Origin of the sequence: Campylobacter novaezeelandiae (assembly GCF_004323845.1) — a bacterium.
In the GTDB taxonomy this organism is placed as follows: domain Bacteria; phylum Campylobacterota; class Campylobacteria; order Campylobacterales; family Campylobacteraceae; genus Campylobacter_D; species Campylobacter_D novaezeelandiae.
Genome location: NZ_QPGR01000018.1, coordinates 1 through 20,334 on the forward strand (window position 1 = coordinate 1; position 20,334 = coordinate 20,334).

The following is a 20,334-nucleotide window of genomic DNA, read 5'->3' on the forward strand; positions in this document are numbered from 1 at the left end:
GTTTTAGTAGTATTGTTAGTATTATTAATACTAAAATTACTATTATTAGATATATTAGCAGAATTTAACTCATCATCTAATACTTCACTTCTTATTAAAGTTTGTGAATTTGCACTTTGAATTTCATTTAATTTAGTGACATTTTGTTTTAAAAAAGTATTAGCAAAATTTATTTTAGAATTTTCTTTACTTTCTTTATTAGTTTTACTTTGTGAAAGTATAGAAGTATAACCTGAATTATCATTGATAGTAAAGATACTCATATTAACTCCTTATACTCTAGTTTGCTCCAAAAGATTATTGAGTCTATCCATTATAGAATTTACAAAAGAGTTTATATTTTCATTACTTGCTTTCCAGCCATTATTTTTAGCATTATTAAATTCTCTATCAAACCAAGCTCCACCATAACCTATACTTGTATTTTGCCATTTAACTCCTTTTTCTATTGCATATATATCTGCATCAAGCCATCCATCTTGAGCATAACCTTTTAATAAACTTGCAAAATCAACTTTGCCTGTCATGATGTCATCTAAGGAAACACTAAAAGAAGGATTTGCTTTCATTTCTTGATCAAGTTTTGCTTCACGAACTTTTGCTTCAGAGCTCAAAACAACTTGATTTGGAGATGGAACAGGCGAATAAGACTTTAAAAAACTCATAAACAAAGCTTCTTTAGAATAGCTTCCATCTTCATTTTGTGGATAAACTGACATATTAGGATTAAAGCCATCTTCTAGTGAAGGACCTTGCTCCATGCTTTGTGGAGAAAAGTCAAGTTTTACCCAATTAATCCCTAGACCTGCAATACAATCAAGCTCTTGTGCTTCTTTCAGTTGTTTTGCATTAAATATATTTGTTACAATTTTTTCTTTGTTTTCATTACAATTATAATTTAACCCTTTTGGTAATTGTTCCAAATCTGCTTTGCTAAAACTTGTTTTATCATTTGAAAATGCACTTATTACTTGATTAAAGCTATTATAATAGGATTTAACAATAGAAGCCATATCAAAACTATTATAATAGTTTCCATTAGTTTCATCAGCCATACGATGTTGATTAAACCTCTCTATCTCATCTAAAGTAGATTTATGTATCTTAAAATCTTTTGGTAATCCTGCAGCTTTATTAAAGTCTTCTCCCATATAACCATCTTTATCTACACTATAACCATAGGCTAAAGATGCAATATTACTTGTATTAACTAAAGGATCAGCTTGTTTATATTTTAAAGTATAAATAGAGTTTTTAAATTCACTTGCTATATCATAATTAAAAGAATTTGTTTTAGTGGTATTGTTAGTATTATTAATACTAAAATTAGTATTAATAGTATTAGATATATTAGCAGAATTTAACTCATCATCTAATACTTCACTTCTTATTAAAGTTTGTGAATTTGCACTTTGAATTTCATTTAACTTAGTGACATTTTGTTTTAAAAAAGTATTAGCAAAATTTATTTTAGAATTTTCTTTACTTTCTTTATTAGCTTTACTTTGTGAAAGTATAGAAGTATAACCTGAATTATCATTGATGCTAAAGATACTCATATTAATTCCTTGATTTAGATTCTGCCTTCAATCTAAATATAAATTAATATAAGCAAAATTTATTCCATTTTAGAATAAAATGGAATAAATTTAGAAAGAATTAGTATTGATTTTTAAATTGTCTTAAAATTTCATAAGCAGGACTTCCTGCATAAGCCCAGATATTTGTGCCTGTTCCATATTTGCTTGAAAAATATTGCAAATAATAATCTTTTTGATTATTTACATAGCGGTATTTAGCTACGATATATCCATTACTTGAATAACCAAGTTGTGCACTTACTGCTCCATGACTATGACCACTGTAATCATTGTCATTTAAAACAACATAACCATAAGAACTTAGAGAACCTGCATTATAATCAAAAGCACTATCTCTTTGAAACCAATATCCACCCTTAACCTCTTTCATCTCATCAAGGCTAAGAACTTTAACACCTGCGCTATTATCACTAATTGCTCCATTACTTACTTTAGCAAGAATATCCTCTGCAAAAGCAGAACTTGAAACTAAAGCACCTAAAGCTACAACACTAAGTAGTTTTTTAAACATTTTAGCTCCTTATTTTAAAATATGATGTGAATTTGTTTTATTGCAGAAAATATTTTAAGTCAAATTTAATAAAACATTGTTTTATAGATATTTGAAGATTATTTATAATGATTTTATGGTATTTATGAGTGTTTTTATTTTTTATAAAATTGGGTAAATTTATAATATTTATTGAATTTTTGCTATATTGAAGTTATAAAATCTATAAAGATATTTTTCATCTTTATAGATTTAAATAAATAAGGAATTTACACTTTCATTGTGATAAACACGGCGTATAACTTCTGCAAAAATTGGGGCTACACTTAATACTTTAATATTAGGAAGTTCTTTTTTAAGAGGAATTGTATCTGTAACAACAAGTTCATCTAAGGCGCTATTTTGAATTCTTTCATATGCTGCTCCACTTAATACTGGATGAGTGCAACAAGCCATAACCGATCTTGCCCCTCTATCTTTTAAAACCTCAGCAGCTTTTACTATAGTTCCTGCAGTATCTATAATATCATCAACTAAAATTACCTCTTTATCTTTAACATCGCCTATAATATTCATAACTTCGCTTTCATTAGCTCTTTCTCTTCTTTTATCAACAATAACAATGTCAAGACCCAAATGTTTTGCAACACTTCTTGCCCTTGCAATCCCCCCTATATCTGGACTTGCAATGATTGCATTTTTAAAATGTTTATTTTTTATATAGTCATTAAAAACTATACTTCCATAAAGATTATCAACTGGGATATCAAAAAAACCTTGAATTTGGCCTGCATGCAAATCAATAGTTGCAACACGATCAATTCCTGAAGTTTGAATCAAATTAGCAACCAATTTAGCTGTAATTGGAACTCTGGGATTGGCTTTTCTATCTTGTCTTGCGTATCCAAAATAAGGGACAATTGCTGTAATAGAATTAGCACTTGATCTTCTTAAAGCATCTGTTAAAATCAAAAGCTCCATTAAATTATCATTCGTTGGAACACAAGTGCTTTGTATAATAAAAACATCTTTTCCACGAACACTTTCATCAATTTGAACACTAATTTCACCATCACTAAAACGTTTAATACCAGCATCACTTAAAGGTAAAGAAAGATATTTTGAAATTTCTTTTGCAAAATTAATATTAGCTGAACCTGAAAAAATTTTATAACCACGCATAAATATCCTTAAAAATTAAAACGGCATTCTATTAAAATAAATATTAAAAAATGCTGTAAAATAAAGATCTTCAAATGATTTATACTTTTTCATAATACACCCCTTTAGAAGAAAAAACCTTTTTAAATAATCCTGCATCTGGAACCAAATCGGCATTTCCAATATATAATCTTCCATTATTATCTAAAATCTTATAAAAACGTTCCATAAGTTTTAATTTAGAATCATGATTAAAATATATCATCATATTTCTTGATACAATGATATCAAATTTTCCTAGCCTTAAAAATTTATCTTCAAAAACATTGCAAAGTTCAAATTTACAAGAACAAAGCTCACTTTTATTGATAGTATATATTTCACCTTCTTTTGTAAAAAATTTATTTTTTTCAGCTTCACTAAGTCTTTGTAAAGTTCTTCCTTGATATTTTCCTAATTTTGCTTTTTCTATAACATTGGAATTTATGTCAATTCCTAAAATATCTATGTCTTTAATAAAATTCTGAGCAGCTAAAATAGCCAAAGAATACACCTCTTCTCCTGTTGAACAAGGAGCACTTAAAATTCTTACACTTTTTTCTAAACCTTTGATATAGAAAATTACCTCTTTTAACTGTTCAAGCTCTCTTAAAAAATATGTTTCACCTATAGTAACAAAATCTAGAGTTTCTTGTTTTAATTTTTGATTAATCCTTAATTTAAATAAAAAATCCTGAAAATTATCAAACCCTTGATCTAAGCAAAATTTAAATAATTTTAAAGAAAGAGTGTTTCTTTTATCAGCTAAATCAATACCACTTATTTCGTTAATCACTTTTACAAACTCATTAAATTCAAAATCATTAAGATTCTTTTTTTCCATAGTTATCCCTTGATAATTCTTATTCAATAAAATCTAAAATTTCTTTTTTAATTTCTTTTAAACTCATAGGCTTTAATTCAGGATTTAAATCTTTAGCTCTTTTTGGCATTCCATAAACTACAGAATCTGTCTCATTCTCGCATAAACATTTTACTCCAGCTTTATAAAGCTTAAGCAAGGACTTTGCTCCATCATTTCCCATACCTGTTAAAATAATAGCTAATATTTTATTTGTTTTACTAAGCTCAATTGCAGAATTAAAGAGCAAATCAACACTTGGCTTAAAATCTGACAAAACTTCATCTTGCCACAATGCAATTGGATTTAAAGTTCCTGTTAAAATAGTATTTTTTTGACAAATATAAATTTTATTTGATAGCATTTCTTTATCATTTATAATACATACTTCACTTAAAGCTTCTTTATTAAATTGACTTACAAACGAAGGAATAAAACTTTGACTCATATGTTGAGCTATTACAATACAAGTATTTTTAATATCTACATCTTTTAATAAATATTTAAGTTGATTAGGTCCACCTGTAGAAGATCCTATAAGTATAAATTTCATTAATAAAATTTCCTTGACATTTAATTAATATTTTATAGAAATATTATTGTATCATAAATATTTTAGTATATTTTTATATTTTAATTAGTTATTTTTATACTTTATTGTGATAAAATAAATCTTAATTTTTTAGTTGGGTCGGATTTTTATGCTTAAAGAACAAATTTATATTGCTAGTGATCATGCTGGCTTTAAACTTAAAGAGCAAATTTGTATTTTTTTTCAAAATCAAAATATTTCTTTTATTGATCTTGGAACACACAATAATTCAAGTTGTGATTATCCTGATTTTGCTCATTTGCTTGCTAGCAAAATTGACGATAAAAGCTTTGGAATTTTAATTTGCGGATCAGGGATTGGCATTTCAATCGCTGCAAATAGACATAAAAATATTCGTTGTGCCCTATGCAATGAAAGTCTTAGTGCAAAACTAGCTAGAAAACATAACGATGCAAATGTTTTAGCCTTGGGTGGAAGACTCATCGGAACTGATTTAGCAATTGATATTATTCAAAATTTTATCCAAACTCCCTTTGAACAGGGAAGACATATCGACAGAATTCAAAAAATTGAAATAGGATTATAAATGTTTTTAGATTGGCTTATACTGACTGTGCTTATTTGTATTAGCATTTATTTAATTGTTATGTTATTTTATTATAAAACTTTACTTCACAAAGAAAAACATTCCAAAGAGTTTATTAAGCATAACCTTGATGACACAGAAATTATTATAAGAAAACTCCAAGTTCAACTTCAAAGAAGTTTAGGAAATATAGATATTCTAACAGAAGAGCTAAACAAAATAAAAGCTGATTTAACTTCTCTTAGAACTAGAAATTCCCAATACCGATTAGAAAATGATAAATTAAGACAAAGAATTAAAGAATTAGAAGCAAAAATAGAGGCATTATTATGATAACATTAAATACCAAAGAACAAAAATATTTACTTGATACAATCAGAACAATTGCAGATTTTCCTAAAAAAGGAATCCAATTTAGAGATATCACAACTTTATTAAACAATAAAGAAGCTTTATCTTTTTTGCTAAACCATTTACAAGAACGTTATAAAAATACAAAGCTTGACTTTATCGCTGGAGCTGAAAGTCGTGGATTTATCTTTGCTGCTATGCTTTGTGCAAGACTTAATGTTCCTTTTGTTCCGATAAGAAAACCTAAAAAACTTCCATATAAAACATTTTCTTGTGAATATGAATTAGAATATGGAAGTGATACTTTAGAAATTCATCAAGATGCATTTAATGGCATTTCAAATGCTAAAGTACTTCTTGTTGATGATCTAATAGCAACTGGAGGAACAGCTATAGCTTCTTGTGAGCTTATCCAAAAAGCAGGAGGACAATGTATAGAATCTTGTTTTTTACTTGAATTAAAAGATCTAAAAGGAGTAGAAAAACTTTCTAGTATTACTTCAGTTTATAGTATTTTACAAATTTAGAAAGGTTTATTATGGAAGATTTTTTAAAAAATTTACTTTACAATTATAAAGATCTTGCCTATATTATTATTTTTGTATGGTGTATGCTAGAAGGAGAACTTGCTCTAATTTTGGCAGGAATTTTTGCTCATCAAGGTCATGTCAACTTAGGTTTAGTTATTTTTATAGCAGGACTTGGAGGTTTTGCTGGAGATCAAGTTTATTTTTATATTGGAAGGTATAATAAAAAATATATACAAAAAAAACTTAGAACACAAAGACGTAAATTTGCTGTAGCCCATTTACTTTTACAAAAATTTGGCTGGCCTATTATTTTTATTCAGCGTTATATGTATGGCTTTAGAACAATTATACCTATGAGTATTGGTATTACAAGATATAGTGCTAGAAAATTTGCCATTATCAATCTTTTTAGTGCTTGGGCTTGGGCAAGTATTACTATACTTTTGGCTTGGTATTTTGGTGAAACCATTTGGAAAGCAGTTGGATGGGCAGAAGAACATTGGTATTATGCAGCCTTAATTATCGTATTGTTTTTATTGCTTTTGTTATTTGGTTTTAAACAAATGGAAAAAGCCTTACTAAAGGAAAGAAGGAAAAAATCATGAAATTTGAATTTAGCTTAAAAAAAATTGAAGAAATTTCAGCTGACTTTGAACTCGTTTTTATTCAAAACAAAAATATAAAAAATTTAAAAGAGTATAAAAATTTCTTTGACCTTAATAATTATACAGGTGAAGGATTGTGTATTGATTTAAATAGTAAAAAATTATTTATAGAACTAAAAAGCCTTGATTATGAGGATATAAGAAAAAGTTTTTATGAGGCTTACAAATATCTTGAAAAATTAAATATCAAAACTATTAAAACCCCTTCCATAATAGGAGAATGTGTAGTTAGAAGTTTTTCTGCTTTAGTGGAAGGAATTATTTTTGCAAGTTATAAATTTGATAAATATAAAAGTGAAAAAAAACAATCAAATATCAAAAAAATCATTATTGCCAAAAATGACATAAATAATAAAAAATTTAATCACGATGAAGCAAAAATAGGAATTTCAAGAGGAGAAATTTTAGCTAATGCTACAAATTTTACAAAAAATATCGTCAATGAATTTCCTGAATTCTACACTCCGCTTCAAATGGCAGAAGATGCCAAAAATTTAGCAAAAGCAAATAAAAATATATCGTGTAAAATTTATGATGAAAAATTTTTAATCAAAGAAAAGATGAATGCGTTTTTAGCTGTTAATCGTTCATCTGTCCATCCTCCACGTCTTATTCACCTTAGCTATAAACATAAAAATGCAAAAAAACGTATTGTCTTTGTAGGTAAAGGTTTGACCTATGATAGTGGTGGGCTTAGCTTAAAACCTTCAGATTATATGGTTACAATGAAAGCGGATAAAAGTGGTGCTGCCGCTGCTATGGGAATTATCAAAGCAGTAGCAGAACTTGAATTAGAATTTGAAGTTCATTGCATTCTTGGTGTTACAGAAAACATGATAGGAGGAAATTCTTACAAACCTGATGATATATTAATCTCAAGAGAAGGTATTAGTATAGAAGTAAGAAATACCGATGCGGAGGGAAGATTAGTATTAGCTGATTGTCTTTCTTTTGCACAGGATTTAAAACCTGATTTACTTATAGATTTGGCAACTTTAACAGGAGCTTGCGTTGTAGGACTTGGAGAATATACAAGCGCCATTATGGGAAATAATGAAAATTTACAAAATGATTTTTATTTATCAAGCAAAAAAAGCGGAGAATACACAACTATATTACATTTTAACCCTTATCTTAGAGAGTTGATTAAATCAAATATAGCAGATGTTTGCAATGTTTCATCAAGTCGTTATGGAGGAGCAATCACTGCTGGACTTTTTTTAGATAAATTTATACGTAAAGAATATAAAGATAAATGGTTGCATCTTGATATTGCAGGTCCTGCTTATATAGAAAAAAATTGGGGTTATACAAATTTTGGAGCAAGCGGGGCTGGAGTTAGAATGTGTGTAAATTTCTTAATTTATCTTTTAAGGAATAATAAATGAGTCTTTCTGTAGGAATAGTAGGCCTTCCTAATGTAGGAAAATCAACAACTTTTAATGCTTTAACTAAAACGCAAAATGCACAAAGTGCTAATTATCCATTTTGCACCATAGAACCAAACAAAGCATTAGTAGAAGTTCCAGATCCACGGCTTGATCATTTGGCCAAAATTGTCAATCCACAAAAAATTGTAAGATCTTTAATCGAGTTTGTAGATATAGCTGGACTTGTTAAAGGAGCAAGCAAAGGAGAAGGACTTGGTAATAAATTTCTTTCTAATATTAGAGAAACTGAAGTTATTTTGCACATAGTGCGTTGCTTTGAAGAAGAAAATATCACGCACGTTGAAGGGAGTGTAGATCCTATAAGAGATATTGAAATCATTAATACTGAACTTATTTTAGCAGATATTGAGCAACTAAATAAAAAAATAGAAAAGCTCTCTAAAGAAGCAAAAGCTAACCAAAAAGGAGCTAAAGAAACATTAGAACTAGCTTCACGTCTGCTTGAACATCTTAATAAAGGTTTAACAGCAAAAACCTTTGAACAACAAGATAATGAAATTTATCAAAATATCATTAAAGAATTACGACTACTTTCTGCTAAAGAAGTAATTTATGGAGCAAATGTTGATGAAAATACCCTTAATGAAGACAATCACTATGTAAAAATTCTAAAAGAATATGCAAAGAAGCAAAATCAAGAAGTGATTAAACTTTGCGCCAAAATAGAAGAAGAATTAAGCACTCTTAATACTGAAGAAAGTTATGAGTTTTTAAATTCTTTAGGAGTCAAGGAAAGCGGACTTGATCAAATTATTCGCACAAGCTTTCATAAACTCGGTCTTATTAATTATTTTACCGCTGGAGTAGTAGAAGTGAGATCTTGGACTATAAAAAAAGGCTGGAAAGCTCCAAAAGCTGCAAGCGTTATTCATAATGATTTTGAAAAAGGTTTTATTAAGGCTGAAGTAATTTCTTATGAAGATTTTATTCAATACGGCGGAGAGATCAAAGCTAAAGAAGCGGGAAAATTACGTTTAGAAGGAAAAGATTATTTGGTTAATGATGGAGATGTTATGCATTTTAGGTTTAATGTGAGTAAATGAGAAAGATTTTTTTAAAAAAAATTAATCAAATTCATATTCTTTTATTATTAATATTTATAAATATTTTTATTTATATAAGTCATAAATTAATAACTAAAAACTTCATTTATAGTACTTATGAAAAAGATCTACAATCTTTTTTCGTTATATTGAATGAGGTTTTATTTTTTTTACCTTTTGTTTTATTTTATCCTTTAACCAGCTTTTTAAATACTGCTTTTTATGCTAAAAAATACATTATAAAGTTACTAGCTTCTTTATTTTTATTATTATCTGTGATTATTTATATATCTTATTATAATCACATTTTTTGGCTAGCTTTATTTTTAAATTTTCTATTAGCCTTACTTAATTCTTTTTATTTTCCTATTTTTTATGCTTATATAACAAAAATTGCTCAAAAACATTTAGCATTAAAAATAAATTTATTAATTGGTATTAGTGGTGCTTTAGCAATTTTAATGGCTTTTGGAGCATCTTCTTTTTCTCTGAACAATAAAAATGAAATTTCTGATTTTATTAATTTAATTGGATTATCTTTTATTGCCCTATCTTTAATAAATTTAGCATTAAGCTATAAGCTTTCGATTTTGCAAGAAAAAAATATTAAATACTCATTAAAAAAATTTTTAAAGAAAAAACTTTTTTTAAAAAATTTAAAATCAATAATCAAAAAACCCATTCTTTTTCCTTCTATCTTGGGTATCTCTGTATTTTTATTTTTATTAGAATCTTATATGATACTATTTCCTATATACGTTAAGGATGTTTTACTTGAAGATGATTTATTTTATATTTATTTAAATTTTATATTGCTAGCTATAGGATTTATTTTTGGTTCTTTTATTTTAAAGAGATCTTCAGAGACTTATCTTGAATTTGGATTTATCCCTCTTGCTCTTTCTGGTTCTTGTATTTTAACACTATTATTGCCTCATATATTAAATCATTTTGTGGTCTTTTTTTTGTTTGGATTTTGTGGAGCTTTTATAATCATTCCTTTTTTTGCTCTTATACAGTTTCACTCTCAAACAAAAAAAATACAAAGAGTTATTTTAATTAATAATTTCATACAAAGTAGTATTATTTTAAACTGCATTATCTTCATTTTTTTGTTTGCAATGACTAGGTTTAATATAAATTATATTTTTTATATTCTTGCGTCTATTGCTTTTATCATATCTTTATATATATTTAAACAACTTCCTTTTTTATTGATAAGACTTTTAACCAGTTTTTCTTATTTTCATCATTATAAATTTTTAATCAATGGATTTGAAAATTTATCAAGTCAAAAAGGGATCTTATTAATAGGAAATCGCGATAGTTTTCTTGATTGGGCCATTATACAAATGATTATTCCAAGAAAAGTTCATTTTATTATGGGTAATAATATTTTCTCTCCTTGGTATATTAAGATTTTTATTGAAAAATTTAGCTTTATGTCTAAAAATTTAAAAGAAGGTCTTAAACTGCTTGAAAAAGGAGAAGTAGTTTGTATCTTTACAGATGAAATAAAAGATGATTTAGAAAATACAATTTCAAAACAACAAATAGAAATTATACCTTTTCATATTAAAAGCATATGGGGCAGTTCTTTTTCGAAAGATAATGAAGAATTTTCATTAAAAAATAAATATTTAAGTCAAAAATATATTTGCATAGCCTTTGATAAAAAAATAAATTCTCTTTGCAAAACAGAAATTCAAGAGTGTATATTAAAATTATCATTTAAAACTTGGCAAATGCAATGTGAAGCTACGCATACCATAGCAAGAACTTGGATTGATTGTGCTAAAAAAAATCTTTCCCGTATTGCTTTAATTGATTCTTTAAACAATACATCATTTACTTATAGAGAATTTTTAAGTTTAAGTCTTTTGCTAAGCAAAATTATCAAAAATAATTCCAAAGCACTCAATATCCATTTTTCAAGGGGAAGCTATGCGCCAAAAGAAGAATGCATAGGAATTTTACTTCCAATTTCATTTGAAAATCTTCTTTGCAATCTTAGTGTTTTATTGTCACAAAAAGTTATTATAAATTTAAATCATAATGACAAAAATATATACTCTATTATAAAAAACTCAAATATAAAACAAATTTACACATCAAGATTTTTTTTCAAAAATCTTGATTTAGATTTTAATGATAAAAATATTCATTTAATTTTCGTAGAGGATACTTTAAAAACCATAAAAGAACAAAAAAATAAAATATTTTTATATACTCTTTTGATAAGCATACTTCCAAAAAGTCTTTTAAAACTTATATTTTCTCCTTCAAAAAACAATCTTGCCATCACAAATATAAATTTTGAAAATAACCAAGGTTTTATGTTTAATAACCGCAATATCTTAAGTACTATTATGCAAATATCAGACCAATTTAATTTAAGAAATGATGACATTATATCATCTTCATTTCCTTCTCATGCTTTTTTTGGTTTTATTATGAGCTTTCTTCCTATTTTAACTGGAACTAAAACTATCATAAATGTAAATTTTAAAAGTAAAATTACAAATCAAATTACAATAACATGCCAAGAACAAAATGCCCTTAAAAACTATATTCAAATATTAAATGAAAATGCATTCATAAATACTAGAATCATCTTAAGCGATAATAAAATAAATCAAGACATTAAAGAGAAATTTGAATCAAAATTCAAAAAAAGAATTTTTTGTGTATTTGGAATTAACGAACTTTCACCTATAATAAGCATTAATACCGATCAAGAAAAAAATAATAACCTAGGTCACATTCTAGATGGTATTGCTATAAAAATTGATGAAGAAAATAGTAAAAATTATTTATTAAACAAACATGGAACTATATTATTAGGCGGACATCAAGTTATGGTTGGATATTTAAATGATAAAAAACTAACTGATGAGACAATCAAAGAAATCGATGGAATACGCTGGTACAATACAAAAAAAATGGGGTATATTGATGAAAATAACTCTTTACATATAATATAAAGAGTTATTCATTTCTTAAAGTATCTAAAACATTAACTTCTGTTGCTTTTTTTGCTGGATAATAAGAAGACAAAGCAACGATAATTAAAGCTCCGCATATAGTTAAGAAAAAATCAATTATAGATAAATCAAGAGGTAATTTTGTTGTGCCATAAACATCTGCAGGAAGAGAAATAATATCGAAATTTCCCAAAAGCCATAAAATAATAAAAGCTAAAACAATGCCACATATCATACCACTTCCACCAATCAACATACCTAAAGAAAAAAAACTTTTTTTAATCTCTACCCTACTGGCCCCTAAAGCTAATAAAAGAGCAATTTCACTGCGACGATTCATTACTATCATAAGTAAAGAACTTACTATATTTAAACTCGCAACAAGAATAATAAGCATTAAAACTATAAATAAAACTCTTTTTTCCAAGGCTAATGCTGAAAAGAAATTTTGATTTTGCTCCCACCAGCCAATACTTATGTAATCATCTCCTAAGTATTGCTTTATTTTTTTAAGATCCTCAAAGGCATTAGTGCTATAAATATGGATACCATCGTAATCTTGTTTTCTGTTTAAAATTTTTCTCAAAGCATTTACATCAGTATACATATAAGCTTTATCATAAAACAAAAGACCTGAATGAAATTGTGCTTTAATATCAAAGCGTTTTGTTTTCGGGGTCAAAGAAAATCCACTTGCATCAAGATTTGAGAAAATAATAGCCAATTTATCCCCTCTTTTTAAACCAAACTCACGCACCAAAGCAGATCCTATTAAAATATCAAAATTTTTAATCTCATCAATTACCAAAGCTTTTTTAACTACTTCATTAATCTCTTTTTCATCATTAAAATTAACTCCAAATAACACCCCGCCCTCAAAAGAATTATCTGTTTTAACAATTACTTGAGTGCTAATATAGGGACTAAATTTAAGTTTAGGAAATTCTTTTTTTAATTTATTGATTAAATCATCATCAACCAAAGAATAAAATTTAGGCAAAATGGTAATGGGATAATTCATCACAAAAAATCTTTTTTCAAATTCTTTATCAAATCCATTCATTATAGCCATTGCCACTAAAAGAACACAAAGACCAACACTAACACCTAAAAAAGCCAAAAGCATAGAAAGATTGATAAAAGGTTGCTCTTTGTCAAAACGAAGATACTTAAAAAGTAAATATCTTAAAATTCCTTTTTTCAAGAAAATATTCCTTGTTTTGGCCCACTTTTTCCATGGCATTCTTTAAACTTCTTTCCACTACCACATGGACAAGGAGAATTTCTTGGCACTTTTCTAAATTCCATTTCGCCTAAATTATCCTCACTTGCTCCAGATTCTGTTATATTGTCTAAAATTTTTTGATTTTCTTCATTAGCTTTTTCTTCTAAATTTTTGATATCTTTTTTATTTAACACTATACTAAAAAGAAGTTTTATGCTATCAAATTTAATACGCTCTACAAGCTCTAAAAAAAGATTATAACTTTCTTTTTTGTATTCTACTAAAGGATCTTTTTGATTATAACCTCTAAGTCCTATTCCTGTTTTTAAGATATCCATTTGATACAAGTGCTCTCGCCAAGCATTATCTAATACTTGAAGATAAATAATTCTTTCTATATTCCTTCTCTCTTCTTCTGATAATTCTTGCATTTTTTGATTATAAGAATTTTGTAATGCCAAAACTAATTTCTCTTGAATTTGAGAAAATTCTAAATCTTTAAATTCTTTATCATCAATTTCAGTTGAACATTCATAAAGAATTTTTTGTTTTAAAATTTCAAATTTCTTATCTTCATCGTAGGTTGAAAATTCATTCATAATATTAGAAACATATTCTTGGATATTTTGAGAAATCTTGCTTTTAATGTCATAATTTTCATCTAAAAGCTCATTACGATAGCGATATATTGTTTTTCTTTGTTCATTAGCCACATCATCATATTCTAATAAATGTTTTCTGCTTTCAAAGTGTAAGTTTTCAACTTTCTTTTGTGCATTTTCAATTGCTTTAGTAACTATTCTTGATTCTATACTTTCACCCTCTTGGATACCCAACTTATCCATAATACCCTTTATACGATCTCCACCAAAAATTCTTAAAAGATTATCTTCAAGACTAAGATAAAAACGACTCATTCCAGGATCACCTTGACGTCCTGCACGACCACGGAGCTGATTATCGATTCTTCTACTTTCATGACGCTCTGTTCCTATGATATAAAGCCCCCCTAGCGCTCTTATTTCATCATCAATTTTTATATCAACTCCACGTCCAGCCATATTTGTAGCTATAGTCACAGCTCCTTTTTTTCCTGCATCTTGTATAATCAAAGCTTCTTGTTCATGATTCTTAGCATTTAAAACATAATGTGGAATTTTTTCTTTAACAAGCATTTTATGAAAAACTTCGCTTCTTTCTATGCTCGCAGTTCCAACTAAAACAGGCTGTCCTTTTGAATTTGCTTTTTTAATTTCTTCTATTACGGCTTTAAATTTCTCTTCTTGAGTCTTATAGATAAGATCATCTTTATCAATTCTTTGAATTTTAATATTTGTAGGAATAGAAATCACTTCTAAATTATAAATTTGTGAAAATTCACTCGCTTCAGTTTGAGCAGTTCCTGTCATACCTGCAAGCTTATTATACATTCTAAAATAGTTTTGAAAAGTTATATCAGCTAAAGTTTGACTTTCTTCTTGAATTTTTACATTCTCTTTTGCTTCTAAAGCCTGATGAAGTCCATCACTAAAGCGTCTTCCTTCACTCAATCTTCCAGTAAATTCATCTACTATAATAACTTCATTTTTACGTAAAACATAATGAACATCTTTTTCAAAAAGATTATGAGCTTTTAGAGCTTGATCTAATTGATGGGCTAAGATTGCATTATCAAGACTATATAAGTTTTCAACCCCAAAAAGCTTTTCAGCTTTTGCTATACCCTCTTCTGTAATCAATATAGTTCTATTTTTTTCATCTACTAAAAAATCACCTTCTGGTTTTTGTGGAGCTTCTACTTCTTTGGCTCGTTTCATTTTTTTAGCTACTTCATTAGCTTTGATATAACCATCTAAAGTTCTATTTGTAGGACCACTTATAATAAGAGGGGTTCTTGCTTCATCAATTAAAATACTATCTACTTCATCAACAATAACAAAATTATATCCTCTTTGTACTTTATCTTTTGCTTCAAATTTCATATTATCGCGTAAATAATCAAAACCAAATTCATTATTTGTTCCATAAGTAATATCGCAACCATAAGCCTTTTTTCTTTCTATATCACTATTTTGCTCTGAAACAATAACTCCAACGCTTAAGTCTAAAAAATTATAAAGAGCACTCATTTGTTCTGCATCTCTTTTTGCTAAATAATCATTTACAGTAACCACATGAACACCTTTACCACTCATAGCATTTAAAACAACAGGCAAAGTAGCAACCAAAGTTTTACCCTCACCTGTTTTCATTTCTGCAATTTTTCCTTCATGTAAAACCATACCACCAATTAATTGAACATCAAAATGACGCATATTAAGAGTTCTTTTACCAACTTCTCTTACTATAGCAAAAACGTCATTTAAAATTTCATCTAAACTTACTTGATTATTTAAAACTTGATCTTTTAAATTTGCAAAAACATTTTTTAATTCTTGATCTTGCATTTTTTGATATTTTTCTTCAAGAGAATTTATTTTTTCAACGCGTTTAAAATATTTTTTTATTTCGCGATCATTTTTTGTTCCAAGTAAAGTTTTTAAGGTGCTTAAAAACATAATTTAGCCTTTTGATTAAATTCTTTTAAGCTATCATTATAACTATTATTTAATTAAACTTAGCTAGAATGTTTTAAAAATATTTATTTTTTAAGGAATTTTATGAAGGTTATTTTTATTTTATTGGGCTTGATAATTAAAATTTTTGCTCTTGATTTAAGCTTTGAAAATTTTTCAAGTGATTTTATTCAAAGCATAGATAATAAAAAAACAAAGATTAACTATACAGGGCATTTTATTATAACTCATAATAAAGCTCTTTGGAATTATCAAAATCCTATGCATAAAGATATTTTTATAGATAATAATAAAATCACTATCATAGAATATGATTTAGAACAAGTCATTATTTCAAAGCTTGAACGTATACCAAATTTGAACGAAATTTTTAAAAATGCCAAAAAGATCAATCAAAATACTTATGAAGCCAAATATGAAAATACTACTTATATTTTAAATCTAAAAGAAAATCAAGTAGAAAATATTTCTTATAAGGATGAATTTGATAACAATGTCAATATTAAATTACTTAATCAAAAAAGAAATACTCACATAGATGAAAATTTATTTATACCAAAAATTCCAAAAAATTTTGATATCGTTTCTTAAAGAGTTTGATTTTCATCAAGCTTTATCTCAAATCCAGTAGATTCACTTGAATTATTCTCCTTTCTACTGGTATTATTATCTTTAAATATTTGAGGTAAAATATTAGATGTATTATGATCTAAAGTTAAGTTGTTTTCTAACTTTATATTTTCTATTTTGGATAAATTTAAATCATTATTTAAAGAAACTTTTGGAACTTCAGGAATTTCTGGTGTTTTAATATGCGGAGCTTGTTCTAAATTTTCTTTATCTTTTTCTTGAGATTTTAAAAATTTTCTTAACTCTTCTATATCAAATTTTTCAACACTATTTAAAGATAAAATATAAATAGAATTAATTTTTATTTTATATTTCTTATAAATAAATTTTTCTAGTGTCTGTTTAAAAGTTCCTTTTCCAAGCTCTGTAAAAATATCTTCATAAAAAAAACTTGAAATGACGCTATTAATACTATCAATAATTTTTGCTTTATTACTTTCTAAATTTTCTCCATTAATTTCTAAAGAAATATTGATTTTTTTAAGTAAATTATCACTAGCCTTAGAATAAAGATCTGTTTTTAAATTTAAAATTTCTAAAGTATCAGCACACAATAAAAATGGCATCATTAAAATAAAAAAATATTTTTTCATATTTCATCCTTTTCTAAATCTAAAAAATTATTTTTTTTATAAAATTCTAAAACTTGTGTATCAATTTTTAAACTATTATGAAAATAGGATCTAAAATTATCAATCCTAGAATAAAGTATTTTTAAGTTGTTTGGATTTATAGCTCTTGAAAGAGCCACGTAAAGTTGTCCATTTTCAAATATATTATTAATATCACAAATTAATTTTTCTATGCTCATACCCTGTGATTTATGGATTGTTATAGCGTATGCAAGTTTTATAGGAAATTGTCTTATACTTGCACGAATATTGATTTCTAAATTATCTTGATTTTGACTTAACTCTTCCATATTAAAAGTATAAGGTTCTAATAAAATAATTGTGCCATTATTTTTTAAAATTTCAATATAAATTTCTTGATCTTTTTCCAAAATATCCTTTACAATGCCTTGTTCTCCATTATAATAATTTTTTTCCCAATTATTTAAACAAAAGATTATTTTAGCACCTATTTTTAATTTTAATTCTTCTAAAATATTTAAACTTTTAATCCAAGAGTACAAAACCTTATCCTCTAAAGATTTATCTTCTTTTTTAACTTGTGCTTTAAAAATCACCAACTCACTTTCAAGTTTTTTTAATTTTTGAGAATTAATTAAATCAACCTTTTTATTGATGCCGCACAATAAAGTAAAATCATCAGATATTTCATCAATTTGATCCTTTATCAGCAATTTTTCAAAATATGAAAAAATAGTATCATTAATCTCCCCTTTTCTTAAAAAAGATAAATAATTATAAAATTCTTCATTATCCGTTCTTTTGGATACGCTTAACTTTAAAAATTTAAAATTCAAATCATTCCAAAATATAGAATTAAAAGCATAAAAAGAATTAGAAAATAATGTTTGCTTATCATCTTTTATTACAGGGGGCAATTGAAAAAAATCTCCAACAATTAAAATTTTACCATTAAAGCTTGAATTTCTTAATCTAAGAACAATCATATCAAAGATATTTGCACTTACCATTGAAATTTCATCAATAATAATTAAATCTGTCTTTTTTAAAATTTTATTGAGTTTTATAATTTTTTCTTTTTGTTTTTTATCATAAAATGTAAGTTCATTTTGATTTACGCTTCTTCCAAAACAAAAAAAGCTATGTAAGGTAATTCCATTAATATTAAATGCACTTAAAGCAGTAGATCCTAAAGAAATGACACTTTTACCTTGTTTTTGATAATGTGCTTTTAGCTTATTTGTTAAAAACGATTTTCCAACACCAGCTCCACCGCTTAAAAAAACATTATTTTTTTCTAAAATTTTTTCTAGTTTATCAAGCATTATTTTTCCTTATTATAATTATAACTATTTTTATAAAGGTTTTTTTATGTTTCGTTATTTTTTATATTTTATTTTATTTTTTATAAGTGGATGCACATTAAACACACAACAATCCTTTAAAACTCCACAATATGCACAATTTAAATTTGAACAAAATGTTTCTATATTACCTAAATTAGATGAGAATTTTTTTATAAAAAATAACTATAAAAAGAATTTTTTTCGTCCTTGGCATAGTGATTTTAAAAAATTAAAAAATGAAGATTTATTTTGGGCTTTTAAAATGTATAAAAATCAAAAAAATCAATTTTATTTTTACAATAAGCAAAAAATTTTCCAATTCTGGTTTGATGAGCAGATTAAAAATTCTAATATCAATCACTTAGGATCAATAAATAAAAAAGCCCTAATAATACAAAATTCTTTGATAAGAAATTTACCAACCTCAAAAGCTATTTTAAAAAATCCTTTTGAAGAAGGAGAAGGTTTACCTTTTGATTATGCACAAAATGGTATTTTAAATATAGGCTCTGCTATTTTAGTATCGCATTATAGCAAAGATAAACGCTATGCCTTTGTGATGAGTGAAAACGGTTTTGGTTTTATTAAAGCTAATGATTTTGAATTTATAAGTGATCATAGGGCAAAAATCTATGAAAATTTAAATTTTATAACTCCCCTTAAAGAAAAAATACCAATCTTTGATACAAAGGGAAATTTTTTATTTCAAACGCGTGTTGGGGCTATTTATCCTTATTATAAAAAAGATAAAAACTATTATTATGGAAAAATAGGATCTTATAAATATAAAGCTCAAAAAACCCTTTTCTCAACTTTTCCTATGCAATTAAATGATAAAAATTTAAAAAATCAGATTTCTCAAATCCTAAATCTTCCTTACGGCTGGGGAGGGTATGACTTTGAACGAGATTGTTCTTTATTTACAAGAGATTTATTTTCTGCTTTTGGAATTTATATGCCTAGAAACTCCTATGCACAAATTACTCATTTTGATTATTTTGATATTAGCAAATTAAACCAAAAACAAAAAGAGGATTTTCTTGATCATTTTGCTAAACCCTATTTGAGCTTGCTTTATTTTCCTGGACATATCATGCTTTATAGCGGAAAAATAAATAATACCCACACTGTGTTACATAGCGCTTGGGGAGTAAAAGGCTATAACAATACTAGATTATTAATTTCTCAAAGCGCTATAACTTCTTTGCAAATAGGAAAGGATCAAGCTGATATTCCAAATAAAAATTTATATATCTCAAAATTAAGCAAAATTGCTTTTATAAATCTTAATATAGATGAAAAAAATATCATAGAATCTTACTTAAAAAATATCTTTTAAGTAAGATAAAAAAATAATATAGTCTTTATTCAATATAATTTCAATATAGCAATTTTATCTTTCCATTGAAAAGAGATAATAACTTTTTAATATTTTTTTCATTGGTAGTTAAAATTGATAAATTTTAATCTTATTTAATTGTTTTTATTTGTTATCTTTAATTTATTATAAATATTTTAGCCAATCAATCCACCCCTTTTAATATCAAAAACTTCAAAGACATATAAAGCTTAAAGAAATAAAAATAAAGCCCAAGAACTTTTTTATTTAAATAAGCAAAGAGTAATTAAAGTAAAAGAAGCATAAAAC

General features: G+C 26.3%; 18 protein-coding genes and 1 pseudogene. 9 read left to right on the top strand and 10 right to left on the bottom strand.

Going from position 1 to position 20,334, the window contains the following annotated elements; genetic code table 11:
- The 6 genes and pseudogenes from DU473_RS07440 to DU473_RS07465 all read right to left on the bottom strand — a co-directional run.
- Window positions 1–263: pseudogene (locus DU473_RS07440) on the bottom strand (Cj0814 family flagellar-dependent secreted protein); the annotation flags it as partial.
- Between the two features lie 9 nt (window positions 264–272).
- Window positions 273–1,559, bottom strand: a complete 1,287-nt coding sequence (locus DU473_RS07445) for a Cj0814 family flagellar-dependent secreted protein (RefSeq protein ID WP_131186904.1) — start codon at window positions 1,557–1,559, stop codon at window positions 273–275.
- Between the two features lie 100 nt (window positions 1,560–1,659).
- The gene (locus DU473_RS07450; RefSeq protein ID WP_131186905.1) at window positions 1,660–2,112 is read right to left on the bottom strand and encodes a hypothetical protein; all 453 of its coding nucleotides are present in this window, start codon (window positions 2,110–2,112) and stop codon (window positions 1,660–1,662) included.
- Between the two features lie 231 nt (window positions 2,113–2,343).
- Entirely contained in the window at window positions 2,344–3,273 is a 930-nt protein-coding gene (locus DU473_RS07455) for a ribose-phosphate pyrophosphokinase (protein WP_131186906.1), read from the bottom strand.
- Window positions 3,274–3,352: 79 nt separating this feature from the next.
- Window positions 3,353–4,135 (bottom strand): CheR family methyltransferase, encoded by a 783-nt coding sequence (locus tag DU473_RS07460; protein ID WP_131186907.1) that lies wholly within the window; start codon window positions 4,133–4,135, stop codon window positions 3,353–3,355.
- 19 nt (window positions 4,136–4,154) lie between these two features.
- Complete coding sequence (locus tag DU473_RS07465) at window positions 4,155–4,706, bottom strand: CheB methylesterase domain-containing protein (RefSeq protein ID WP_131186908.1); 552 nt, start codon at window positions 4,704–4,706, stop codon at window positions 4,155–4,157.
- 148 nt (window positions 4,707–4,854) lie between these two features.
- Between DU473_RS07465 and rpiB the strand changes: the two genes are divergently transcribed.
- The 7 genes from rpiB to DU473_RS07500 are packed head-to-tail and all read left to right on the top strand — an operon-like array spanning window position 4,855 to window position 12,316.
- Window positions 4,855–5,292 carry a ribose 5-phosphate isomerase B gene (gene rpiB / locus DU473_RS07470; protein ID WP_131186909.1) on the top strand — a complete coding sequence of 146 codons (438 nt, stop codon included), beginning with the start codon at window positions 4,855–4,857 and terminating at the stop codon, window positions 5,290–5,292.
- Window positions 5,293–5,625, top strand: coding sequence for a hypothetical protein (locus DU473_RS07475; RefSeq protein WP_131186910.1), 333 nt, complete (start codon window positions 5,293–5,295; stop codon window positions 5,623–5,625).
- Entirely contained in the window at window positions 5,622–6,170 is a 549-nt protein-coding gene (apt, locus tag DU473_RS07480) for an adenine phosphoribosyltransferase (RefSeq protein WP_131186911.1), read from the top strand. Before DU473_RS07475 ends, apt begins: the two co-directional genes overlap by 4 nt.
- A gap of 11 nt (window positions 6,171–6,181) precedes the next feature.
- Window positions 6,182–6,778: a DedA family protein gene (locus tag DU473_RS07485; RefSeq protein WP_131186912.1), complete on the top strand. Its 597-nt coding sequence runs from the start codon at window positions 6,182–6,184 to the stop codon at window positions 6,776–6,778.
- Window positions 6,775–8,226, top strand: a complete 1,452-nt coding sequence (locus DU473_RS07490) for a leucyl aminopeptidase (RefSeq protein ID WP_131186913.1) — start codon at window positions 6,775–6,777, stop codon at window positions 8,224–8,226. The genes DU473_RS07485 and DU473_RS07490 overlap by 4 nt, the downstream gene beginning before the upstream one ends.
- A complete protein-coding gene (gene ychF, locus DU473_RS07495) occupies window positions 8,223–9,332 on the top strand; it encodes a redox-regulated ATPase YchF (RefSeq protein ID WP_131186914.1) in 1,110 nt (369 codons plus the stop codon). The genes DU473_RS07490 and ychF overlap by 4 nt, the downstream gene beginning before the upstream one ends.
- Window positions 9,329–12,316 carry an MFS transporter gene (locus DU473_RS07500; protein ID WP_131186915.1) on the top strand — a complete coding sequence of 996 codons (2,988 nt, stop codon included), beginning with the start codon at window positions 9,329–9,331 and terminating at the stop codon, window positions 12,314–12,316. Before ychF ends, DU473_RS07500 begins: the two co-directional genes overlap by 4 nt.
- A gap of 4 nt (window positions 12,317–12,320) precedes the next feature.
- Here DU473_RS07500 and DU473_RS07505 read toward each other — a convergent pair whose 3' ends face one another.
- Both DU473_RS07505 and secA read right to left on the bottom strand, forming a co-directional pair.
- On the bottom strand, window positions 12,321–13,520 hold the full coding sequence (locus DU473_RS07505; RefSeq protein ID WP_131186916.1) for an ABC transporter permease: 1,200 nt from the start codon (window positions 13,518–13,520) through the stop codon (window positions 12,321–12,323).
- Window positions 13,517–16,099 carry a preprotein translocase subunit SecA gene (gene secA / locus DU473_RS07510; protein ID WP_131186917.1) on the bottom strand — a complete coding sequence of 861 codons (2,583 nt, stop codon included), beginning with the start codon at window positions 16,097–16,099 and terminating at the stop codon, window positions 13,517–13,519. Before secA ends, DU473_RS07505 begins: the two co-directional genes overlap by 4 nt.
- Window positions 16,100–16,201: 102 nt before the next feature.
- On the opposite strand from secA, the gene lolA reads away from it, so the two are divergent.
- Window positions 16,202–16,708, top strand: coding sequence for a LolA-like outer membrane lipoprotein chaperone (gene lolA / locus DU473_RS07515; protein ID WP_131186918.1), 507 nt, complete (start codon window positions 16,202–16,204; stop codon window positions 16,706–16,708).
- On the opposite strand, the gene DU473_RS07520 is transcribed toward lolA, so the two are convergent.
- Both DU473_RS07520 and DU473_RS07525 read right to left on the bottom strand, forming a co-directional pair.
- A complete protein-coding gene (locus tag DU473_RS07520) occupies window positions 16,705–17,340 on the bottom strand; it encodes a hypothetical protein (protein ID WP_131186919.1) in 636 nt (211 codons plus the stop codon). The genes lolA and DU473_RS07520 overlap by 4 nt on opposite strands.
- Window positions 17,337–18,665 (bottom strand): ATP-dependent DNA helicase, encoded by a 1,329-nt coding sequence (locus DU473_RS07525; protein WP_131186920.1) that lies wholly within the window; start codon window positions 18,663–18,665, stop codon window positions 17,337–17,339. Before DU473_RS07525 ends, DU473_RS07520 begins: the two co-directional genes overlap by 4 nt.
- A 46-nt stretch (window positions 18,666–18,711) precedes the next feature.
- Between DU473_RS07525 and DU473_RS07530 the strand changes: the two genes are divergently transcribed.
- On the top strand, window positions 18,712–20,025 hold the full coding sequence (locus tag DU473_RS07530; protein WP_131186921.1) for an SH3 domain-containing C40 family peptidase: 1,314 nt from the start codon (window positions 18,712–18,714) through the stop codon (window positions 20,023–20,025).
- Window positions 20,026–20,334 lie beyond the last annotated feature (309 nt).